18 protein-coding genes are annotated in these 18,572 nt (G+C 71.8%); 2 read left to right on the top strand and 16 right to left on the bottom strand.

Going from position 1 to position 18,572, the window contains the following annotated elements; translation table 11 throughout:
* Nucleotides 1–6: 6 nt before the first annotated feature.
* Nucleotides 7–714, bottom strand: coding sequence for an MBL fold metallo-hydrolase (locus ACFVUY_RS20410; protein ID WP_380351198.1), 708 nt, complete (start codon nucleotides 712–714; stop codon nucleotides 7–9).
* Between the two features lie 250 nt (nucleotides 715–964).
* Here ACFVUY_RS20410 and ACFVUY_RS20405 point away from each other — a divergent pair, with 250 nt between their 5' ends.
* Both ACFVUY_RS20405 and ACFVUY_RS20400 read left to right on the top strand, forming a co-directional pair.
* On the top strand, nucleotides 965–1,810 hold the full coding sequence (locus ACFVUY_RS20405) for a peptidylprolyl isomerase (RefSeq protein WP_387731688.1): 846 nt from the start codon (nucleotides 965–967) through the stop codon (nucleotides 1,808–1,810).
* A 265-nt stretch (nucleotides 1,811–2,075) separates the two neighbouring features.
* Entirely contained in the window at nucleotides 2,076–3,305 is a 1,230-nt protein-coding gene (locus ACFVUY_RS20400; RefSeq protein WP_387731685.1) for a DUF349 domain-containing protein, read from the top strand.
* A gap of 67 nt (nucleotides 3,306–3,372) precedes the next feature.
* Here ACFVUY_RS20400 and ACFVUY_RS20395 read toward each other — a convergent pair whose 3' ends face one another.
* The 15 genes from ACFVUY_RS20395 to ACFVUY_RS20325 all read right to left on the bottom strand — a co-directional run bounded on the left by ACFVUY_RS20395 (nucleotide 3,373) and on the right by ACFVUY_RS20325 (nucleotide 18,565).
* Nucleotides 3,373–5,802, bottom strand: coding sequence for a RelA/SpoT family protein (locus ACFVUY_RS20395; RefSeq protein ID WP_387731682.1), 2,430 nt, complete (start codon nucleotides 5,800–5,802; stop codon nucleotides 3,373–3,375).
* 177 nt (nucleotides 5,803–5,979) lie between these two features.
* On the bottom strand, nucleotides 5,980–6,531 hold the full coding sequence (locus ACFVUY_RS20390) for an adenine phosphoribosyltransferase (RefSeq protein ID WP_359897469.1): 552 nt from the start codon (nucleotides 6,529–6,531) through the stop codon (nucleotides 5,980–5,982).
* Nucleotides 6,532–6,578: 47 nt separating this feature from the next.
* Nucleotides 6,579–7,667 (bottom strand): protein translocase subunit SecF, encoded by a 1,089-nt coding sequence (secF, locus tag ACFVUY_RS20385; protein WP_387691925.1) that lies wholly within the window; start codon nucleotides 7,665–7,667, stop codon nucleotides 6,579–6,581.
* A 4-nt stretch (nucleotides 7,668–7,671) separates the two neighbouring features.
* Nucleotides 7,672–9,453, bottom strand: a complete 1,782-nt coding sequence (secD, locus tag ACFVUY_RS20380; RefSeq protein WP_387731679.1) for a protein translocase subunit SecD — start codon at nucleotides 9,451–9,453, stop codon at nucleotides 7,672–7,674.
* A 147-nt stretch (nucleotides 9,454–9,600) separates the two neighbouring features.
* A complete protein-coding gene (gene yajC, locus ACFVUY_RS20375; RefSeq protein WP_387731677.1) occupies nucleotides 9,601–10,002 on the bottom strand; it encodes a preprotein translocase subunit YajC in 402 nt (133 codons plus the stop codon).
* Between the two features lie 260 nt (nucleotides 10,003–10,262).
* The gene (gene ruvB / locus ACFVUY_RS20370; protein ID WP_387732153.1) at nucleotides 10,263–11,333 is read right to left on the bottom strand and encodes a Holliday junction branch migration DNA helicase RuvB; all 1,071 of its coding nucleotides are present in this window, start codon (nucleotides 11,331–11,333) and stop codon (nucleotides 10,263–10,265) included.
* 53 nt (nucleotides 11,334–11,386) lie between these two features.
* Nucleotides 11,387–11,998, bottom strand: coding sequence for a Holliday junction branch migration protein RuvA (ruvA, locus tag ACFVUY_RS20365; protein ID WP_359897474.1), 612 nt, complete (start codon nucleotides 11,996–11,998; stop codon nucleotides 11,387–11,389).
* Nucleotides 11,995–12,546 (bottom strand): crossover junction endodeoxyribonuclease RuvC, encoded by a 552-nt coding sequence (ruvC, locus tag ACFVUY_RS20360; RefSeq protein WP_359897479.1) that lies wholly within the window; start codon nucleotides 12,544–12,546, stop codon nucleotides 11,995–11,997. The genes ruvA and ruvC overlap by 4 nt, the downstream gene beginning before the upstream one ends.
* Before the next feature lie 152 nt (nucleotides 12,547–12,698).
* A complete protein-coding gene (locus ACFVUY_RS20355; RefSeq protein WP_049651428.1) occupies nucleotides 12,699–13,457 on the bottom strand; it encodes a YebC/PmpR family DNA-binding transcriptional regulator in 759 nt (252 codons plus the stop codon).
* Between the two features lie 98 nt (nucleotides 13,458–13,555).
* The gene (gene pdxT, locus ACFVUY_RS20350; protein ID WP_359897475.1) at nucleotides 13,556–14,179 is read right to left on the bottom strand and encodes a pyridoxal 5'-phosphate synthase glutaminase subunit PdxT; all 624 of its coding nucleotides are present in this window, start codon (nucleotides 14,177–14,179) and stop codon (nucleotides 13,556–13,558) included.
* A gap of 96 nt (nucleotides 14,180–14,275) precedes the next feature.
* Nucleotides 14,276–15,187, bottom strand: a complete 912-nt coding sequence (pdxS, locus tag ACFVUY_RS20345; RefSeq protein WP_359914516.1) for a pyridoxal 5'-phosphate synthase lyase subunit PdxS — start codon at nucleotides 15,185–15,187, stop codon at nucleotides 14,276–14,278.
* Between the two features lie 129 nt (nucleotides 15,188–15,316).
* Nucleotides 15,317–15,862 (bottom strand): hypothetical protein, encoded by a 546-nt coding sequence (locus tag ACFVUY_RS20340; protein ID WP_359914514.1) that lies wholly within the window; start codon nucleotides 15,860–15,862, stop codon nucleotides 15,317–15,319.
* Nucleotides 15,863–15,891: 29 nt separating this feature from the next.
* A complete protein-coding gene (locus tag ACFVUY_RS20335) occupies nucleotides 15,892–16,260 on the bottom strand; it encodes a 5-carboxymethyl-2-hydroxymuconate Delta-isomerase (protein ID WP_387731674.1) in 369 nt (122 codons plus the stop codon).
* A gap of 108 nt (nucleotides 16,261–16,368) precedes the next feature.
* A complete protein-coding gene (locus tag ACFVUY_RS20330; RefSeq protein ID WP_387691918.1) occupies nucleotides 16,369–17,550 on the bottom strand; it encodes a glycosyltransferase family 4 protein in 1,182 nt (393 codons plus the stop codon).
* 52 nt (nucleotides 17,551–17,602) lie between these two features.
* Complete coding sequence (locus ACFVUY_RS20325) at nucleotides 17,603–18,565, bottom strand: phosphatidylinositol mannoside acyltransferase (RefSeq protein ID WP_387731672.1); 963 nt, start codon at nucleotides 18,563–18,565, stop codon at nucleotides 17,603–17,605.
* Nucleotides 18,566–18,572: the final 7 nt, after the last annotated feature.

The raw sequence follows: 18,572 nt of genomic DNA, 5'->3' as shown, positions 1-18,572 counted from the left end.
CTTCCGTCACATTCCTCGTCGCGGGAAAGCCGGGGCGCCGGCCGCCCCCGCTGCCTGTCGGAGGTAGGGGTTGGTGGCGCGCTCGCGGCCGATGGTGGTCTGACCGCCGTGGCCGGAGAGGACCACGGTGGAATCGTCGAGGGGCAGGCACACCCGGGCCAGCGAGTTCATGATCGCCGCGCTGTCCCCGCCCGGGAGGTCGGTACGCCCGATGGAGCCGGCGAACAGCAGGTCGCCCGAGAACAGCACCGGGGGGAGGTCCTCGGCACCGGGCGTCCGGAAGGTCACCGACCCCCCGGTATGGCCCGGGGCGTGGTCCACGGTGAGCTTCAGGCCGGCCAGCTCCAGCACGCTGCCGTCGGTGAGCTCGCGCACGTCGTCGGGCTCGCCGACGGTGAGCTCGCCCATCAGCTGGGTGCCCAGGGAGCGGCCGAGCGCCTTCTCCGGGTCGGACATCATGTACCGGTCCTCGGGGTGGATCCAGGCCGGGACGCCGCGGGCGCCGCAGACCGGGACCACCGAGGCCACGTGGTCGATGTGGCCGTGGGTGAGCAGCACGGCGACGGGCTTCAGCCGGTGCTCGCGGACCATGTCCTCGACGCCGCGGGCCGCCTGGTGGCCGGGATCGACGATGACGCACTCCTCGCCCGCCGCCGGAGCGACCAGGTAGCAGTTGGTGCCCCAGGCTCCAGCGGGGAATCCGGCGATGAACACGCGCGTCCTTCGGGTGTGCGGCGGTCGGCTGCGGCGGCTACCAGTGGTGATCGCTGCCAGTGGTGGTGCAGGTGCAGCCTACCGGCGCCGCGGGTCCGGTTGCGAACCAGATAGCGGTGACGGGGCGCCGCGGCCCGGCAGGTTCACCGGGTTCTTACAGGCCCGGTCCCTACACTTGGCCGCCGAGGGATGCGATGATCCGCTCCGGAATCCATCCACTTTTCCCGCACATCCGTAGGAGACACGGCCGGTGGTCAGCAGCGAACAACGGCGGCGGCAGCTCGCCCGAGACAAGTACGAGCGCCAGTTGGAGCGCCGGGTCGCGGCCGCGGCCGCGCGCAGGCGGCGCAACACGATCCTGGGCGCCTCGCTCGCCGTCGTGGTGCTGGCCGGCGGTGGCACCCTGATCGCCACCGGCGCGTTCAGCTCGGACGACAAGGGCGACAAGAAGGCCTCGGCGAACAGCGCCCAGGCGGCGCCGACCAGCACCGACGAGCCGACCACCCCGACCCGCAAGCCGGTCGAGGGCTGCGCCGCCCCGGCGCCGGGCGCGCCCAACGGCAAGCAGTGGCAGGCCGAGCCGCCCATGACGATCGACCCGAGCGGCTCGTACGCCATGACGCTGGACAGCAACTGCGGCAAGGTGACGATCGCGCTGGAGGCCGCCAAGGCCCCGCACACCGTGAACTCCTTCGCCTTCCTGGCCGGCGAGCAGTACTTCGACCACACCAAGTGCCACCGGCTCACCACCGACGGCATCTTCGTGCTCCAGTGCGGTGACCCGACCGCCAGCGCGACCGTCCCGGGCGGCACCGGCGGCCCCGGCTACAAGTTCGCGGACGAGAACCTGACCGGCGCGACCTACCCGGCCGGCACCGTGGCGATGGCCAACTCCGGCCCGGGCACCAACGGCAGCCAGTTCTTCCTGGTCTACAAGGACACCAAGCTGCCGCCGAACTACACCCCCTTCGGCAAGATCACCGGGGGCCTGGACGCGGTGCAGAAGATCGCCGCCGCGGGCACCCTGGAGGGCTCGCCGGACGGCCACCCGATGGCCGACGTCACCTTCAACTCCGTTACGGTGGCGAAGGGTTGACCTACCCCGGGGCCCTGCGGGGGCGGCCTGCGCGCCGTCCCCGCAGGGCCCCGGACCGAAATCGCCCGGCCCGGATGCGGACAGCACCGGTCCCGGTCGCCTATGTTGGCGTTGTATAGGGTGCCCGCACCCGCCTGGCCGTCACCCTCGGCAGCAAGGCACGGCGGACGGGGACGGCGGACTCTTTCGGTCCGTCGCACATCAACTGTGGACGACGGACGCGCGCCGCCCCGGCGCGGGCGCGACGTCATGTGGAGGACGCGCTATGAGCAGCGACCCGTGGGGCCGTGTGGACGAGCAGGGCACGGTCTACGTCAGGACGGCCGACGGTGAACGCGTCGTCGGTTCCTGGCAGGCCGGCTCGCCCGAGGAGGCCCTCGCCTACTTCGAGCGCAAGTACCAGGGCATCGAGGTGGAGATCGGCCTGCTGGAGAAGCGGGTGCGCACCACCGATCTGGCCGCCAAGGACGCCCAGACCGCGCTGGAGCACCTGCGCGCCCAGGTGGTCGAGGGACACGCGGTCGGCGACCTGGAGGGCCTGGCCAAGCGGCTGGACACGCTCGCCGGCGAGATCGAGAGCCGGCGCGAGGAGCGCAAGGCCGCTCGCGCCAAGGCCCAGGACGAGGCCCGTACGGCCAAGGAGGCCCTGGTCACCGAGGCCGAGCAGCTCGCCGAGTCGACCCAGTGGCGGGAGGCCGGGGACCGGCTGCGCGCCCTGGTGGACATCTGGAAGGGCCTGCCGCGGCTGGACCGCAAGAGCGACGACGAGCTGTGGCACCGCTTCTCGCACGCCCGCTCGGTCTTCTCCAAGCACCGCAAGGCGCACTTCGCCACCCTGGACGCCGAGCGCGAGAAGGCGCGGCAGACCAAGGAGGCGCTGGTCACCGAGGCCGAGGCGCTGTCCTCGTCCACGGAGTGGGGCAGCACCGCGGCCGCCTACCGCGACCTGATGGCGCGCTGGAAGTCCGCCGGCCGGGCCCAGCGGGACATCGAGGACGAGCTGTGGGCGCGGTTCCGCGGCGCCCAGGACGTCTTCTTCCAGGCCCGCTCCTCGGTGTTCAGCGAGCGGGACGCCGAGCAGGTGGAGAACCAGAAGCTCAAGGAGGCGCTGGCCGCCGAGGCCGAGGCGATCCTGCCGATCACCGACCTCAAGACCGCCAAGGCCGCGCTGCGCGAGGTCAACGAGCGCTGGGAGGCCATCGGCCACGTGCCGCGCGAGGTCCGTCCGAAGCTGGACGGCCGGCTGAACACGGTCGAGCGGGCCATCCGCGAGGCCGAGGACGCCGAGTGGAAGCGCTCCAACCCGGAGGCCAAGGCCCGCGCGGCCGGCATGGTGGGCCTGTTCCAGGCCAAGGCCGACAAGATCCAGGCCGACCTGGACAAGGCCCGCGCGGCCGGCAACGCGTCCAGGACCGCCAAGCTGGAGTCCGAGCTGGCCGGCGTGCAGACCCTGCTGGAGCAGGCGCACCGCAGCCAGGAGGAGTTCAGCGGCTGACCGCCCCGAACGCTGAACGGCGAAGGCCCCCGGGAACGCTCCCGGGGGCCTTTCGCGTACCCGCGCGCTACTTGCGGGCGGAGGTGACGCGGTAGACGTCGTACACGCCCTCGACGCCGCGCACCGCCTTGAGCACGTGGCCCAGGTGCTTCGGGTCGCCCATCTCGAAGGTGAAGCGGCTCATCGCCACCCGGTCCCGGGAGGTCTGCACCGCCGCCGACAGGATGTTGACGTGCTGGTCGGAGAGCACCCGGGTGACGTCCGAGAGCAGCCGGGAGCGGTCCAGCGCCTCGACCTGGATGGCCACCAGGAAGACCGAGGACTGGGTGGCCGCCCACTCGACGTCGATCATGCGCTCCGGCTGCTGGCTCAGCGCCTCCACGTTGACGCAGTCGGCGCGGTGCACCGAGACGCCGTTGCCGCGGGTCACGAAGCCGACGATCGGGTCGCCGGGCACCGGGGTGCAGCAGCGGGAGAGCTTGACCCAGACGTCCTCGACGCCCTTGACGATCACGCCCGGGTCGCCCTTGGCCCGGCGGCGCACCGCGCGGCGGTTGTCGTGGGTCGGGGTGGCGGTCTCCGCCAGGTCCTCGGTCGCCCCCTCCTCGCCGCCGAGCGCCTGCACCAGCTTCTGCACGATGTTCGGCGCGGCGACGTGGCCCTCGCCGATCGCGGCGTAGAGCGAGGAGATGTCGGGGTAGCGCATCTCGTGGGCCAGGGTGACCAGCGAGTCGCCGGTCAGGATCCGCTGGATCGGCAGGCCCTGCTTGCGCATCGCCCGGACGATCGCCTCCTTGCCGTGCTCGATCGCCTCCTCGCGGCGCTCCTTGGAGAACCAGGCGCGGATCTTGTTGCGGGCACGCGGGGACTTGACGAAGCCCAGCCAGTCCCGGGAGGGTCCGGCGTTCTCCGCCTTGGAGGTGAAGACCTCGACGGTGTCGCCGTTCTCCAGGGTCGACTCCAGCGGCACCAGCCGCCCGTTGACCCGGGCGCCTATCGTCCGGTAGCCGACCTCGGTGTGCACCGCGAAGGCGAAGTCGACCGGGGTGGCCCCGGCCGGCAGGGCTATCACGTCACCCTTGGGGGTGAAGACGAAGACCTCGTTGCTGGCCAGGTCGAAGCGGAGCGACTCCAGGAACTCGCCCGGGTCGGCGGTCTCCTTCTGCCAGTCCAGCAGCTGCCGCAGCCAGGCCATCTCGTTGACGGCGCCGGCCTTGTCCTCCTTGCGGACCTGGGTCGGCGTGTCGGTGCGGACCTTGGACGCCCCGGCCACCGCGCGCTGCTTGTACTTCCAGTGCGCGGCGATGCCGTACTCGGCCCGCCGGTGCATGTCGAAGGTGCGGATCTGCAGCTCGACCGGCTTGCCCCCGGGGCCGATCACCGTGGTGTGCAGCGACTGGTACATGTTGAACTTGGGCATCGCGATGTAGTCCTTGAACCGCCCCGGCACCGGGTTCCACCGCGCGTGGATGGTGCCCAGCGCCGCGTAGCAGTCGCGGACGGTGTCGACCAGGACCCGGATGCCCACCAGGTCGTAGATCTCGGCGAAGTCCCGGCCCCGGACGATCATCTTCTGGTAGACCGAGTAGTAGTGCTTCGGCCGGCCGGTGACGGAGGCGGTGATCCGGGCGCCGCGCAGGTCCGCCTGGACCTGGTCGATGACGGTCGCCAGGTACTCGTCCCGCTTGGGGGCGCGCTCGGCGACCAGCCGGACGATCTCGTCGTACATCTTGGGGTAGAGGATCGCGAAGGCGAGGTCCTCCAGCTCCCACTTGATGGTGTTCATGCCCAGCCGGTGCGCCAGCGGGGCGTAGATCTCCAGCGTCTCGCGGGCCTTCTTCTCCTGCTTCTCCCGCTTGAGGTAGCGCATCGTGCGCATGTTGTGCAGGCGGTCGGCGAGCTTGATCACCAGGACCCGCGGGTCCTTGGCCATCGCCACGACCATCTTGCGGACGGTCTCGGCCTGCGCGGCCTCGCCGAACTTGACCCGGTCCAGCTTGGTGACGCCGTCCACCAGCAGGGCCACCGAGTCGCCGAAGTCCTTGCGCAGGGTCTCCAGGCCGTAGTCGGTGTCCTCGACGGTGTCGTGCAGCAGCCCGGCCATCAGGGTCGGGGCGTCCATGCCGAGCTCGGCCAGGATCGTCGCGACGGCCAGCGGGTGGGTGATGTACGGGTCGCCGCTCTTGCGCTTCTGTCCGCGGTGCCACTTCTCGGCCACCGCGTACGCCTTCTCGATGTCGCGCAGCAGCGCCGGGTCGGCCTTGGGGTCGTTCGCCCGGATCGAGCGGAACAGCGGCTCCAGGACGGGGTTCAGCACGCTGGAGCGCTGGCCGCCGAGGCGGGCCAGGCGGGCGCGCATACCGCCGGTGGAACCGCGGCCGGAGGGGCCGAGCGAACGCGAGGAGGTCGGCGCCGGGCGTGCCGGGGTGGCCCCCGAGGGCGTGGGACGGTCTTCGGGGGCGGCCGCTGCGGCCGTGGGCACAACCTCGTCGGGCAAGGACAACTCCTCGGGGCACCGGGGCCGGCCCCTGCCGGGGCCCGGACGTTCGGGGACAACCGGGAGGGGATGAATCTTCATGGTACCGAGCCCGGCGCCGGGGTGTTCATCCGGCCGGGCCAGGAAACGGAAGGACGGCGGTCGGATGTTCCGACCGCCGTCCTCCTGACCGATCCGTCAGACCGTGACCAGCGTCTCCAGCGGAGCGCCGCCCAGGTGCCCGGCCAGCCGCTCGCGGCCGTCCAGGAAGCCCAGCTCCATCAGCACCACGACGCCCGCCAGCTCGGCCCCGGCCTCCTTCACCAGGTCCAGCGAGGCGCCGATGGTGCCACCGGTGGCCAGCACGTCGTCCACCACCAGCACCCGCTCACCGGGCGCGAAGGCGTCGCACTGCACCTCCAGCGTCGCCGAGCCGTACTCCAGCTCGTACGAACGCCGGAACACCTCGCCGGGCAGCTTGCCCTGCTTGCGGATCGGCACGAAGCCGAGCCCGGCCGCGAAGGCCGCCGGGGCCGCCAGCACGAAGCCGCGCGCCTCCAGGCCCACCACCTTGGTCGCACCGAGCTCCGCGGCCCGGTCCGCCAGCGCCCGGGTGAGGGCGCCGAAGGCCTCGGCGTCGGCGAGCAGCGGCGCGATGTCCTTGAACAGCACACCCGGCTTCGGGTAGTCCGGGACGTCCCGGATCCGGCTGTTCAGCAGCTCGGCCAGTGCGGTGTCGGCGGTGGTCACGGTGGTGTCCTTCACGGTCTGGTGGGGCCCCGGGGTCGTGGTCGGGGTCAGCGCTTGGTGGACGGACGGCCCTTGGCACGGGAGGTGCCGGCCGTGCGGCCACGCTGTCCGACCATACCCGCAGGCTGCTCCTCGCCCGTCGGCTCCTCGTCCGCGGCCTCGGCCTTGGCGGCCGCGGCGGCGCGGTGCTGGAGGACCCGCTTGCGCAGCGCCTTCATCTCCGGCTGCTCCTCCTTGAGCTGCGCCAGCAGCGGGGTGGCGACGCAGATCGAGGAGTAGGCACCGGCCGCGAGGCCGATGAACAGCGCGAGCGAGATGTCGTTCAGGGTGCCGGCGCCCAGGAGGCCGCCACCGATGAACAGCAGTGCGGCGACCGGAAGCAGTGCCACCACGGTGGTGTTGAGCGAGCGCACCAGGGTCTGGTTGAGGCCCGCGTTCGCGGCCTCGCTGTAGGTGAGCTTGTTCTGCTTGGTGAGGTTCTTGGTGTTCTCCTTCACGGTGTCGAAGACGACGACCGTGTCGTAGAGCGAGTACCCGAGGATGGTCAGGAAGCCGATCACCGTACCCGGGGTGACCTCGAAGCCCACCAGGGCGTACACGCCGATGGTGATCAGGAGGTCGTGGATGAGGGCGACCAGGGCGGACACCGCCATCCGCCACTCGAAGGCGATCGCCAGGTAGACCGTCACCAGGACCATGAAGACGATCAGACCGGTGAGTGCCTTCTGGGAGATCTGCTTGCCCCAGCTGGGGCCGATCACCTGGGCCTCGACGGTGTCCAGCGGCACGTCGAGCTTCTGCGAGAGCTCGGCGCGGATCTGGTCGGAGCTCTTCGACTCCTCGGTGCTGACCTGGATGCGGATCTTGCCGTTGTCGGTCGACTGCACCAGCGGGTGCGAGGAGACGACCCCGTCCGCGGTTTCCTGTGCCTGGGAGACCGTCAGGCCGGGCTTGGCCACGGTGTAGACCGAGCCGCCCTTGAACTCGATGCCCAGGTGCAGGCCCATGGACAGGCCGATCGCCGCGACCAGCACGATCACGCCGGAGATGGAGTACCAGAGCTTGCGGCGTCCGACGAAGTCGAAGCTGACTTCACCCTGGTAGAGCCGGTGGCCCAGGTTGGAGAAGCGTGACACGGTGTCAGGCCTCCTTCACGGCGGCAGAGGAGGGGTTACGGCGACGGCTGCTGCGAAGCGGCGGGCGGGCGCCCAGCCGCTTCGGGTCCAGGCCGGACCACGGGTGGCCGTTCAGGAAGAACTTGCGGCGGGCCAGCAGCGTGATCAGCGGCTTGGTGAAGAGGAAGATCACCACGACGTCGAGCGCCGTGGTCAGACCCAGGGTGAACGCGAAGCCCTGGACCTTGCCGACCGAGACCACGTAGAGCACGGCGGCACAGAGGAAGGAGACGAAGTCCGAGACCAGGATGGTGCGCCGGGCGCGCGGCCAGGCCCGCTGGACCGCCGGGCGCAGCGGGGCGCCCTCGCGGACCTCGTCGCGGATGCGCTCGAAGTACACGATGAAGGAGTCCGCCGTGATGCCGATCGCGACGATGGCACCGCAGACCGCCGGCAGGTTCAGCGCGAATCCGATCGCGTTGCCGAGCAGGCTCATGATCGAGTAGGTCAGGGCCGCCGAGACGAGCAGACCGGCGATCGAGACCAGGCCGAGGCCGCGGTAGTAGACCAGCGAGTAGGCGACCACCAGCAGCATGCCGATCGCGCCGGCCACCAGGCCGGCCTTGAGCTGGTCGCTGCCGAGCGCCGGGGAGACGGTGGTGATGTCGCTCTTGACGAACTCCAGCGGCAGGGCGCCGTAGCCGAGCACGTTGGACAGGTCCTGCGCCTCGGTCTGGGTGAAGCGACCGGTGATCACGGCGCTGCCGCCGGGAATCGCGTTCTTGACCTCGGGGTGCGAGACGACCTGGTTGTCCAGCACGATCGCGAACTGGTTGTTCGGCGGGGCCTGGGTGGCGAGCTGGCCGGTGATCTTGGTGAAGTCGTCGGTGCCGGTGCCGTTGAACTGCAGCTGGACCTGCCAGCCCGCACCCGACTGGGTGTCGAGGCTCGGCTGGGCCTTCGAGACGTCCGAGCCCTTCACGGCGACGGGGCCGAGGGCGAGCTTCTCGTAGTAGCCGTTCTCGGGCTTCTGCGAGCAGGCGACGACGGCCTTGTCATCGGCGCCGGTCTGGGCGGTGCGGACCTCGGGCTTGGAGCAGTCCAGGGCGGCGAACGCGGCGGTCAGCTCCGGCGGCACGGTGCCCTGGGTCATCGCGGCGGTGAGGTCGGCGGCGCTCGGCGGGGTGGCCGCGGCGCTCGGGGCGCCGGTGGCGGCCGCGGAGGGCGCGGTGCTCGCGCCGGTGGCGGCGGCGGTCGGGCTGGCGCCCTCGGCGGCCAGGGCCTCGCTCGCGGGGCGGCCCTGCTTGGTGGCGCTCGCGGACGGGCTGCCGGTCGCGGGGGCGGACGGGGTCGCCCCCGGGGTGCCGGTGGCGCCCGCGGACGGGGTGCCGGTCGGCATCGGAGCGGTGACGCCGCTGGGCGCCACGGCCAGGACCGGACGGAAGAACAGCTTGGCGGTGGTGCCCACCTGGTCCGCCGCGTTCTGCTGGTTTCCGCCCTTGGGGATGTTCACGATGATCGTGTTGTCGCCCTGGGTCTGGACCTCCGCCTCGGAGACACCCATGCCGTTGACGCGGCGCTCGATGATCCCGGTGGCGATGTCCATGTTGGACTTGCTGATCGCCTTGGGATCGGTCGACTTCGCGGTCAGCGTGATGCTGGTGCCACCGGCGAGATCGATCCCGAGCCTGGGCTTGGTGGTGCCCGTCCCGAACATGAGGGCGACCAGTCCGACGGTGACGACCAGGATGAGGGCCAGCGCCCGCCCTGGGTAGCCGTCGCGCGGGCGCGACTTGGGTGTTGCCACCTTGCTCGTTTCTCCCTGTCCATGCCACTTCCCCGACCGGACCCCCGTCCGGCTCGTGGCGGGACAGGGGTCCGGCGGTTCTGCGGCCCTGAGGTCCTGTGGGCTCGCGGCACTGCGCCGCGCGGCCGGGCGGGTTGCCCGTCCGTACTACTTGCTCGCGGGAGCCCCGCCCTCGACGTCACCCTTCTCGGCACTGTCCTTGCTGAGCGACAGCGGCTTGTCCTCGACCGGCTCGGCGTCGGCGGCCTCCGGCTCGGGCAGCTCGTCATCGGCGGGGCGGCCGTTGATGATCGCGTCGTACTCCTGGGGGTCCAGGACGGCCGCGACCGCGCTCTTGGTGAAGTGGGTGACCACGCCGGGCGCGATCTCCAGCTCGACGGTCTCGTCGTTGACCGCCTTCACCTGGGCGTAAAGACCGCCGATGGTGCGCACACCGGCCCCCGGCTCCAGCGCGGTCTGCATCTGCTGCATCTGCGACTGGCGCTTCTTCTGCGACCGGAACATGAGCACGATCGCGATGATCGGGAGGAGAAGGATGATGAGGTTCACTGCAGCCAGGGTCCTTTACGGGCCGCCGGCCGGCGGCCTGTGTGGTATTGGTCGGCCCGTCAGGTGAGAGGGGCGGTCCGGCGGAGTCTAGGCGACCCCGAATCGATCGGACAACGCCAAGCATCGCATCCTGCCACCGAAAGTGGCGAGCCTCCGCCTGCACAGTTTCCCCGGACCTCACTCCCGGCTCCTCCGTGTGCCACCACGGAAGCGCCGGGTGGGAACCGACCGGACCGACTCACCCGTTCAGCCGATGGCGGTCAACTTTCATCGGCGGGGAACAGCTCCGGTTGCGCCGGAACACGTCCGCGGACGGTCTGGACCGGTGGGGTCAGACCGAGGTGCTGCCAGGCCGCGGCGGTGGCGATCCGGCCGCGCGGGGTGCGGGCGAGCAGGCCCTCGCGGACCAGGAACGGCTCGGCGACCTCCTCGACCGTCTCGGACTCCTCCCCCACGGCGACCGCCAGTGTCGACAAGCCGACCGGACCGCCGCCGAACAGCCGCAGCAGCGCGTCCAGCACCGCGCGGTCCAGCCGGTCCAGGCCGCGGGCGTCCACCTCGTAGACGTCCAGCGCCTGGGCGGCGATCTCGACGGTGACCTGCCCGTCGTGCCGGACCTGGGCGTAGTCGCGGACCCGGCGCAGCAGCCGGTTGGCGATGCGCGGGGTGCCGCGCGAGCGCCCGGCGATCTCGGCCGCGCCGGCCGGGTCTATCTCCACGTCCAGCAGCGCGGCCGAGCGGTGCACCACCCGCTGGAGCTCGGCCGGGGCGTAGAACTCCATGTGCCCGGTGAAGCCGAAGCGGTCGCGCAGCGGCGGCGGCAGCAGGCCGGCCCGGGTGGTGGCGCCGACCAGGGTGAACGGCGGCAGCTCCAGCGGGATGGCGGTGGCGCCCGGGCCCTTGCCGACGATGACGTCGACCCGGAAGTCCTCCATCGCCATGTAGAGCATCTCCTCGGCCGGCCGGGACATCCGGTGGATCTCGTCGAGGAAGAGCACCTCGCCCTCGGTGAGCGAGGAGAGGATCGCCGCGAGGTCCCCGGCGTGCTGGATGGCCGGGCCGGAGGTGATCCGGATCGGCGCGCCCAGCTCGGCGGCGATGATCATGGACAGGGTGGTCTTGCCGAGCCCGGGCGGCCCGCTCAGCAGCACGTGGTCGGGCGCGCTGCCGCGCTTGCGGGCGGCCTGGAGCACCAGCGACAGCTGCTCGCGCACCCGCTCCTGGCCGATGAACTCGTCCAGCAGCTTGGGGCGCAGCGCCGCCTCCACCGCCTGGTCCTCACCGTCGGCGGCGGCCGTGACCAGCCGGTCGGCGGGTTCCGGGTCGTACATCGTCGCGGGCTCCAGAGTCTCCAGTATCGACAAATGGACAGATCGTCAGATGGTCAGCGGGCCCGGTTGAGGCCGCGCAGGGCGAGCCGGAGCAGGGCGCCGACGTCCGGAGTCGCCTGCGCCTCGGCCTCCGGGGTGACGGCCGCGACCGCCTCGTCCGCCTCCCGCGGGGCGTACCCGAGGCCGGTCAGCGCGGAGTGCAGCTGATCGCTCCACGGCGCCGGGCCGGTGGCGATCGGCTTCTGCGCCGGGACGGCGCCGTGCGGGGCGCCGAGCTTGTCCTTGTACTCCAGCAGCAGCTTGGCCGCCTTGGCCTTGCCGATGCCCGGCACCGCGACCAGCGCCTTCTCGTCGCCGCCCGCGACCGCGGCGCGCAGCGCGTCGGGGCTGTGCACCCCGAGGATCGCCTGCGCGAGCTTGGGGCCGACGCCGGGCGCGGCCTGGAGGATCTCGAACACGCCGCGCTCGTCGTCGTCCGCGAAGCCGAACAGGGTCAGCGAGTCCTCCCGGACCACCAGCGAGGTGGCCAGCCGGGCCGGCTCGCCCAGCCGCAGCCCGGCCAGCGTGTTCGGGGTGCACTGCACGGCCATGCCCACCCCGCCGACCTCGACCACCGCGGTCCCGGAGGAGATGGCCGCCACGGGCCCTTGCACGAAGGCGATCATCGGACGGTGCCTTTCGGAGGAGTGGAGCGGGGGGTGGCGCGGGCGGCCCGGACGGCGGCCTCCAGCCGGTTGGTCGCCCCGCCGCGCCAGATGTGGCAGATGGCCAGCGCCAGCGCGTCGGCGGCGTCGGCCGGCTTGGGCGGCGCGTCCAGCCGCAGCAGGCGCTGCACCATGGCCGTGACCTGCGCCTTGTCGGCCCGGCCGGAGCCGGTGACGGCGGCCTTGACCTCGCTGGGGGTGTGCAGGGTGACGGGGATGCCGCGCCGGGTGGCGCAGAGCATCGCGACGGCGCTGGCCTGGGCGGTGCCCATCACGGTGCGGACGTTGTGCTGGGCGAAGACCCGCTCGACGGCGACCAGGTCGGGCCGGTGCTCGTCCAGCCAGGCCTCGATGCCCTGCTCGACCTGGAGCAGCCGCTCCCCGATCTCGGCCTCGGCGGGGGTGCGCACCACGCCGACCCCGGCCATCCGCAGCGGCCGGCCCGGCGCACCCTCGACCACGCCGACCCCGCACCTGGTCAGCCCCGGGTCCACGCCCAGTACCCGCACCACTCGCCCGTCTCCCTGTCACTCGCCACGAAGGACCTCCGCAGGCTACCGCCCGGGTCCGACAACCCGACCGACGACACCGGCCCGGTGGTCCAGGGACCACCGGGCCGGGCAGTGAGAACGGTCACTCACCGACGATCACTGAGCGGTGATCACTCGGCGTCGAGCTGCGCGCCGACCTCGTCGGAGATGTCGAAGTTGGCGAAGACGTTCTGCACGTCGTCGCTGTCCTCCAGGGCGTCGATCAGCTTGAGGATCTTGCGGGCGCCGTCGACGTCCAGCTCGACCTGCATGCTGGGGAGGAAGTTGGCCTCGGCCGAGTCGTAGTCGACGCCGGCGTCGACCAGCGCGGTGCGCACGGCGACCATCTTCGAGGCCTCGGAGACGATCTCGAACGAGTCGCCGAGGTCGTTGATCTCCTCCGGCTCCTGGTCGAGGACGACCTCGAACAGCTTGTCCTCGTCCACGCCGTCGGCCTTGGGGACGATGACGACACCCTTGCGGGTGAACAGGTACGACACCGAGCCCGGGTCGGCCATCGAGCCGCCGTTGCGGGTCATCGCGACGCGCACGTCGGAGGCCGCGCGGTTGCGGTTGTCGGTGAGGCACTCGATCAGGACCGCGACGCCGTTCGGGCCGTAGCCCTCGTACATGATGGTCTGGTAGTCGGCGCCGCCGGCCTCCAGACCGCCACCGCGCTTGACGGCGCGGTTGATGTTGTCGATCGGGACCGAGCTCTTCTTGGCCTTCTGGATGGCGTCGTAGAGGGTCGGGTTGCCCGCCGGGTCGGGACCGCCCGTGCGCGCCGCCACCTCGATGTTCTTGATCATCTTGGCGAAGAGCTTGCCGCGCTTGGCGTCGATCACGGCCTTCTTGTGCTTGGTGGTAGCCCACTTAGAGTGGCCGGACATCGCCAGCTCCTTTACGTCGCCAAAGGGAAATGAACAGATGAGATCTTACCGGTGTCGTCACCGGTGAAGCGCACACGGTCAGCGCGTGGTCGACGCCGTCAGCGCGCGTCCCCGGCGAGGTGCTCCTCGACCATCCGCACGAAGTACGCGTGCACCCGGTGGTCGCCGGTCAGCTCCGGGTGGAAGGAGGTGGCGAGCAGGTTGCCCTGGCGCACCGCCACGATCCGGCTCTCCGGGCCGTCCGCGGCGGGCAGCTCGGCCAGCACCTCGACACCCGCGCCGACCGACTCGACCCAGGGGGCGCGGATGAAGACGCCGTGCACCGGCGCGTCGGCCAGGCCCGTGAAGTCGATCCCGGACTCGAAGGACTCGTTCTGGCGCCCGAAGGCGTTGCGGCGCACCGTCATGTCGATGCCGCCGACGGTCTCCTGGTCCTCGCGGCCGTCCAGGATCTTGTCCGCCAGCATGATCATGCCCGCGCAGGTGCCGTAGACCGGCATCCCGGCGGCGACCCGCTCGCGCAGCGGGTCCATCACGCCGAACAGCAGCGCCAGCTTGGACATGGTGGTGGACTCCCCGCCGGGGATCACCAGCGCGTCGACCTCGGCCAGCTCCTCGGCGCGGCGCACCGGACGGGCGAGCGCGTCGGCCTCGGCCAGCGCCACCAGGTGCTCGCGGACGTCGCCCTGGAGGGCGAGGACGCCGATGACAGGAGTGCTCACGGTCTTCAACCTCTATCGATCGTTACGACGGACTACGTGGCGCGGCCCGCCGCGCGCCGAGGCGCTGCGGCGGGCCGGCCCAGGACTACCGGGCGACTACCAGCCGCGCTTGGCGTAGCGCTCGGTCTCCGGGAGGGTGTCGCAGTTGATGCCGACCATGGCCTCGCCCAGGTTGCGCGACGCGTCCGCGATGACCTTCGGGTCGTCGAAGAAGGTGGTGGCCTTCACGATGGCGGCGGCGCGCTTGGCCGGGTCGCCCGACTTGAAGATGCCGGAGCCGACGAAGACGCCCTCGGCGCCCAGCTGACGCATCAGCGCGGCGTCGGCCGGGGTGGCGACGCCACCGGCGGAGAACAGCACGACCGGCAGCTTGCCGAGCTCGGCGACCTCCTTGACCAGCTCGTACGGGGCGCGCAGCTCCTTGGCGGCGGCGTACAGCTCGTTGTTGTCCAGGGCGCGCAGCTGGCCGATCTCGTTCTTGATCTGGCGCAGGTGGCGGACGGCCTCGACGACGTTGCCGGTGCCGGCCTCGCCCTTCGAGCGGATCATGGCCGCGCCCTCGGCGATGCGGCGCAGGGCCTCGCCCAGGTTGGTGGCGCCGCAGACGAAGGGGGTGGTGAAGGCGAACTTGTCCGAGTGGTTGACCTCGTCGGCCGGGGTCAGCACCTCGGACTCGTCGATGTAGTCGACGCCCAGCGACTGGAGCACCTGGGCCTCGACGAAGTGGCCGATGCGGGACTTGGCCATCACCGGGATGGAGACCGCGGCGATGATCTCCTCGATCATGTTCGGGTCGGACATGCGGGCCACGCCGCCGTCCTTGCGGATGTCCGCGGGGACCCGCTCCAGGGCCATGACGGCGACCGCGCCGGCGTCCTCGGCGATCTTGGCCTGCTCGGCGTTGACCACGTCCATGATCACACCGCCCTTGAGCTGCTCGGCCATGCCGCGCTTGACCCGGGCGGTGCCGATCTGCGGCTGGTCTGCGGTGGTGGGGGTGGTGGACACGTGAGACCTCACTCGAAGATGAATCAGTGCTATCGCCCTATGGTAGGCAGAACGGGTGACCCAACCATGCGCCACCAAGTCCAGCCAGGACGACGGGACACGACAAACGGGCCGTATCCGGGGGACACCTTAAGCAGGTGCCCCTTCGGGTGTGAGAGCGGGCGGCGGGGCATCGTCCATTTCGAACGCCAGCGGGAAGGGCGCCTTGCCCGCCAGCCGGAAGTACCGCACCAGCCGGTGCTCGCGCACCGCCCGGGCCGCCCGCACCGCGTCGTTGTGGAACCGGCGGGCCATCGGCACCCGCCGCACCGCGGCCGTCAGATCACGAACCGCGTCCTCGCCACCCGGCTCGGCCGCCAGCGCCGCCATCTGCTCCGGCTCCTCGAACACCGCCCGCAGCGCCAGGCTCAGCTGGCTCTCCGCCACCTCGCGCTGCTCGTCATCGGCCTGCCGGGCCGCGTGCGCCGCGTCCAGCAGCAGCAGCGAGGCCGCCGGATCCAGCAACGAGGACGTCGCCAGCTCCAACGCCACCGAGGCCCGGCGGACCAGCTGCGCGTCCAGCGCCGCCCGCGCGGCGTCGATCCGGGCGTGCAGCCGGTCCAGACGACCGGCCGTCCAACTCAGGTACATGCCGAACAGCACCACGGCCACGCCGGCCCAGATCCAGGTAGTCACGGGCCGCTACGTTACCGGGTGTCACCGGTTCAGCCCTGGGCGGTCGCACTCCGGTAGCTCTCCCGGTCGATGTCCGCGACGTTCACCGCCGTGAACAGCCGGGTACCCGGCCGCGGCCGGACGTACTGCGCCAGCAGCGCCAGCACGCCCTCGCTCAGCGCCGCCTTCGCCTCCGGCGAACGGCCCGGAAAGATCTGGAACTCCACGAACACCTGGGCGTCGGCGGCCGCCCCGCTGGTACCGACCACCAGCACCTCGCTCTGCCGGAACACCGTCTTGCAGGACTCCGGCTTCGCGTCGATCGTCGCCTCCGCCAGCCGGTTGATCGCCAGGCCGAGGCCCCGGCGGTCGAAGGTTCCGGCCAGGCCGGCCGAGTAGTCGACGGAGATCTGCGGCATCGTTGCCCCCGTGGATCGCAGTGGTACGGACGTCCGACCCTAACGCCACCGGCACCCCGGCCCACCGTCCGGGACGGGTCCCGGACCGGCCCGAACCGCCGCGGCGGATCAGTCCCGGGCCAGCCCGAACCGGCGCCGCCCGCCGCGCACGTCCTCCTCGACCACCGCCGCCTCGCCGGCCGTCACCGTCTCGTACACCGCCAGGATGTCCGCGCCCACCGTCGACCAGTCGAACCGCCGCACGTGCCGCGAGGCCGCCTCCCGCAGCTCCTCCAGCCGCGCCGGGTCACCCAGCAGTCGCAGCGCCGTACGGGCCAGCGCGTCCGCGTCCTCCACCGGGAACAGCTCGCCCGCGTCCCCGCCGTCCAGCACCTGCTTGAACGCGTCCAGATCGCTCGCCAGCACCGGCGCGCCCGCCGACATCGCCTCGACCAGGATGATCCCGAAGCTCTCGCCCCCGGTGTTCGGCGCCACGTACAGGTCCACGCTGCGCAGCAGCCGGGCCTTGTCCCGGTCGCTCACCATGCCGAGGAACTCCACCTGCCGGCGCACCTCGGGCGCCAGGCCCGCGACGGCCTCCTCCTCGTCGCCCTTGCCCGCCACCAGCAGCCGCACCCCCGGCCGCTCCGCCAGGATCCCCGGCAGCGCCGCCAGCAGCGTCGGCAGGCCCTTGCGCGGCTCGTTGATCCGGCCGATGAAGCCGATCGTGCCCGGCTCCCCCTTCGCCGCGCCGCCGGTCCACCGCTCGTCCGGCTCGGCCGCCGCGAAGAACCCCACGTCCACGCCGTTCGGGATCACCACCGCGTCCCCGCCCAGGTGCTCCACCAGGGTGCGCCGGGCGTACTCCGACACCGCGATCCGGGCCCGCATCTTCTCCAGCCCCGGCTGGAGGATCGGCGAGGCCGCGATCATCACCCGCGAACGCGGGTTGGAGGTGTGGAAGGTCCCCACCATCGGCCCGGTGGCCGACCAGGCGGCCAGCATCGACAGACTCGGCGCGGCCGGCTCGTGCACGTGCAGGATGTCGAAGCGCCCGTCGTGCAGCCAGCGCCGCACCCGGGCCGCCGACAGGATCCCGAAACTCAGCCGCGCCACCGACCCGTTGTACGGCACCGCCACCGACCGCCCGGCCGGGACCACGTACGGCGGCAGCGCCTCGTCGTCCTCGGCCGGCGCCAGCACCGACACCTCGTGCCCCAGACCGATCAGGTGCTCGGCCAGGTCCCGGATGTGGAACTGCACCCCACCGGGGACGTCCCAGTCGTACGGGCAGACGATGCCGATCTTCACGGGTTCCTCGAGCTCCTTCGGACAGTGGTGCGGGCGGGCAGGACGGAACGGCTCAGGACCCGGAGGCCTCGGCCGCGGGCTCCGGGACCGCCTCCGCGCGCTCCGCGGGCGCCGCCTTCACCGTCTCACGGACCGGCAGGTCTGCCAGCCAGAACTTCTGCAGCATGTGCCAGTCCTGCGGGTGCTCGCGGATGCTCCGCTCCCACAGCTGCGCCATCGCCTGGGTCATCACCCGGGTGCGCTCCTTGCGGTCGCCCTCCTCGGGCACCGGCACCTCGGGATGGATCCGCGCCCGCAGCACCGGGCCGTCGTACCAGAGCGTCACCGGCAGCAGCGCCGCCCCGGTGCGCTGGCACAGCGCCGCCGGACCGGCCGGCATCCGGGTCGGCTCACCGAAGAACGACACCCCGATGCCCGCCTCCGACAGGTCCCGGTCCCCCACCAGGCAGACCAGCCGGCCCTCGCGCAACCGCCGCGCCAGCGTGCCGATCACGTTCACCGAACCGCCGGTCAGCGCCAGGACCTCCATGCCCAGGCCCTCCCGGAACGCCACGAACCGGTCGAACAGCCGCTCCGGCTTCAATCGCTCCGCGACCGTGGTGAACGGGTAGCCCTGCTGCGCCACCCAGGCCCCCGCGAGGTCCCAGTTGCCCATGTGCGGCAGCGCTATCACCGCGCCCCGCCCCGCCTCCAACGACTCCCGCAGATGCTCGAAGCCCTCCACCTGGACGTCCCGGGCCACCCGCTCCCGGCTCCACACCGGCAGCCGGAACGACTCCATCCAGTACCGCAGGTACGAACGCATCCCGGCCCGGGACAACTCCCGCACCGCGGCCTCGTCCAGGCCCGGACGGACCCGGCGCAGATTCGCCTCCAGCTGGAGCACCCGCTTGCCGCGCTTGCGCCACGCGTAGTCCGCCAGCCGGTCGAACAGCCCCCGGGCCACCCGCTCCGGCAGGTGCTTCAGCAGCCCCCACCCCAGCGCGTACGCCCAGTACACCAGTCGGTCCGTCACCGCAGGA

Origin of the sequence: Kitasatospora sp. NPDC058063, assembly GCF_042885395.1 — a bacterium.
Lineage (GTDB): Bacteria > Actinomycetota > Actinomycetes > Streptomycetales > Streptomycetaceae > Kitasatospora > Kitasatospora lactacystinica.
Note: the sequence above shows the minus strand (reverse complement) of the source record. Positions and strands in the feature narration are given on the sequence as shown.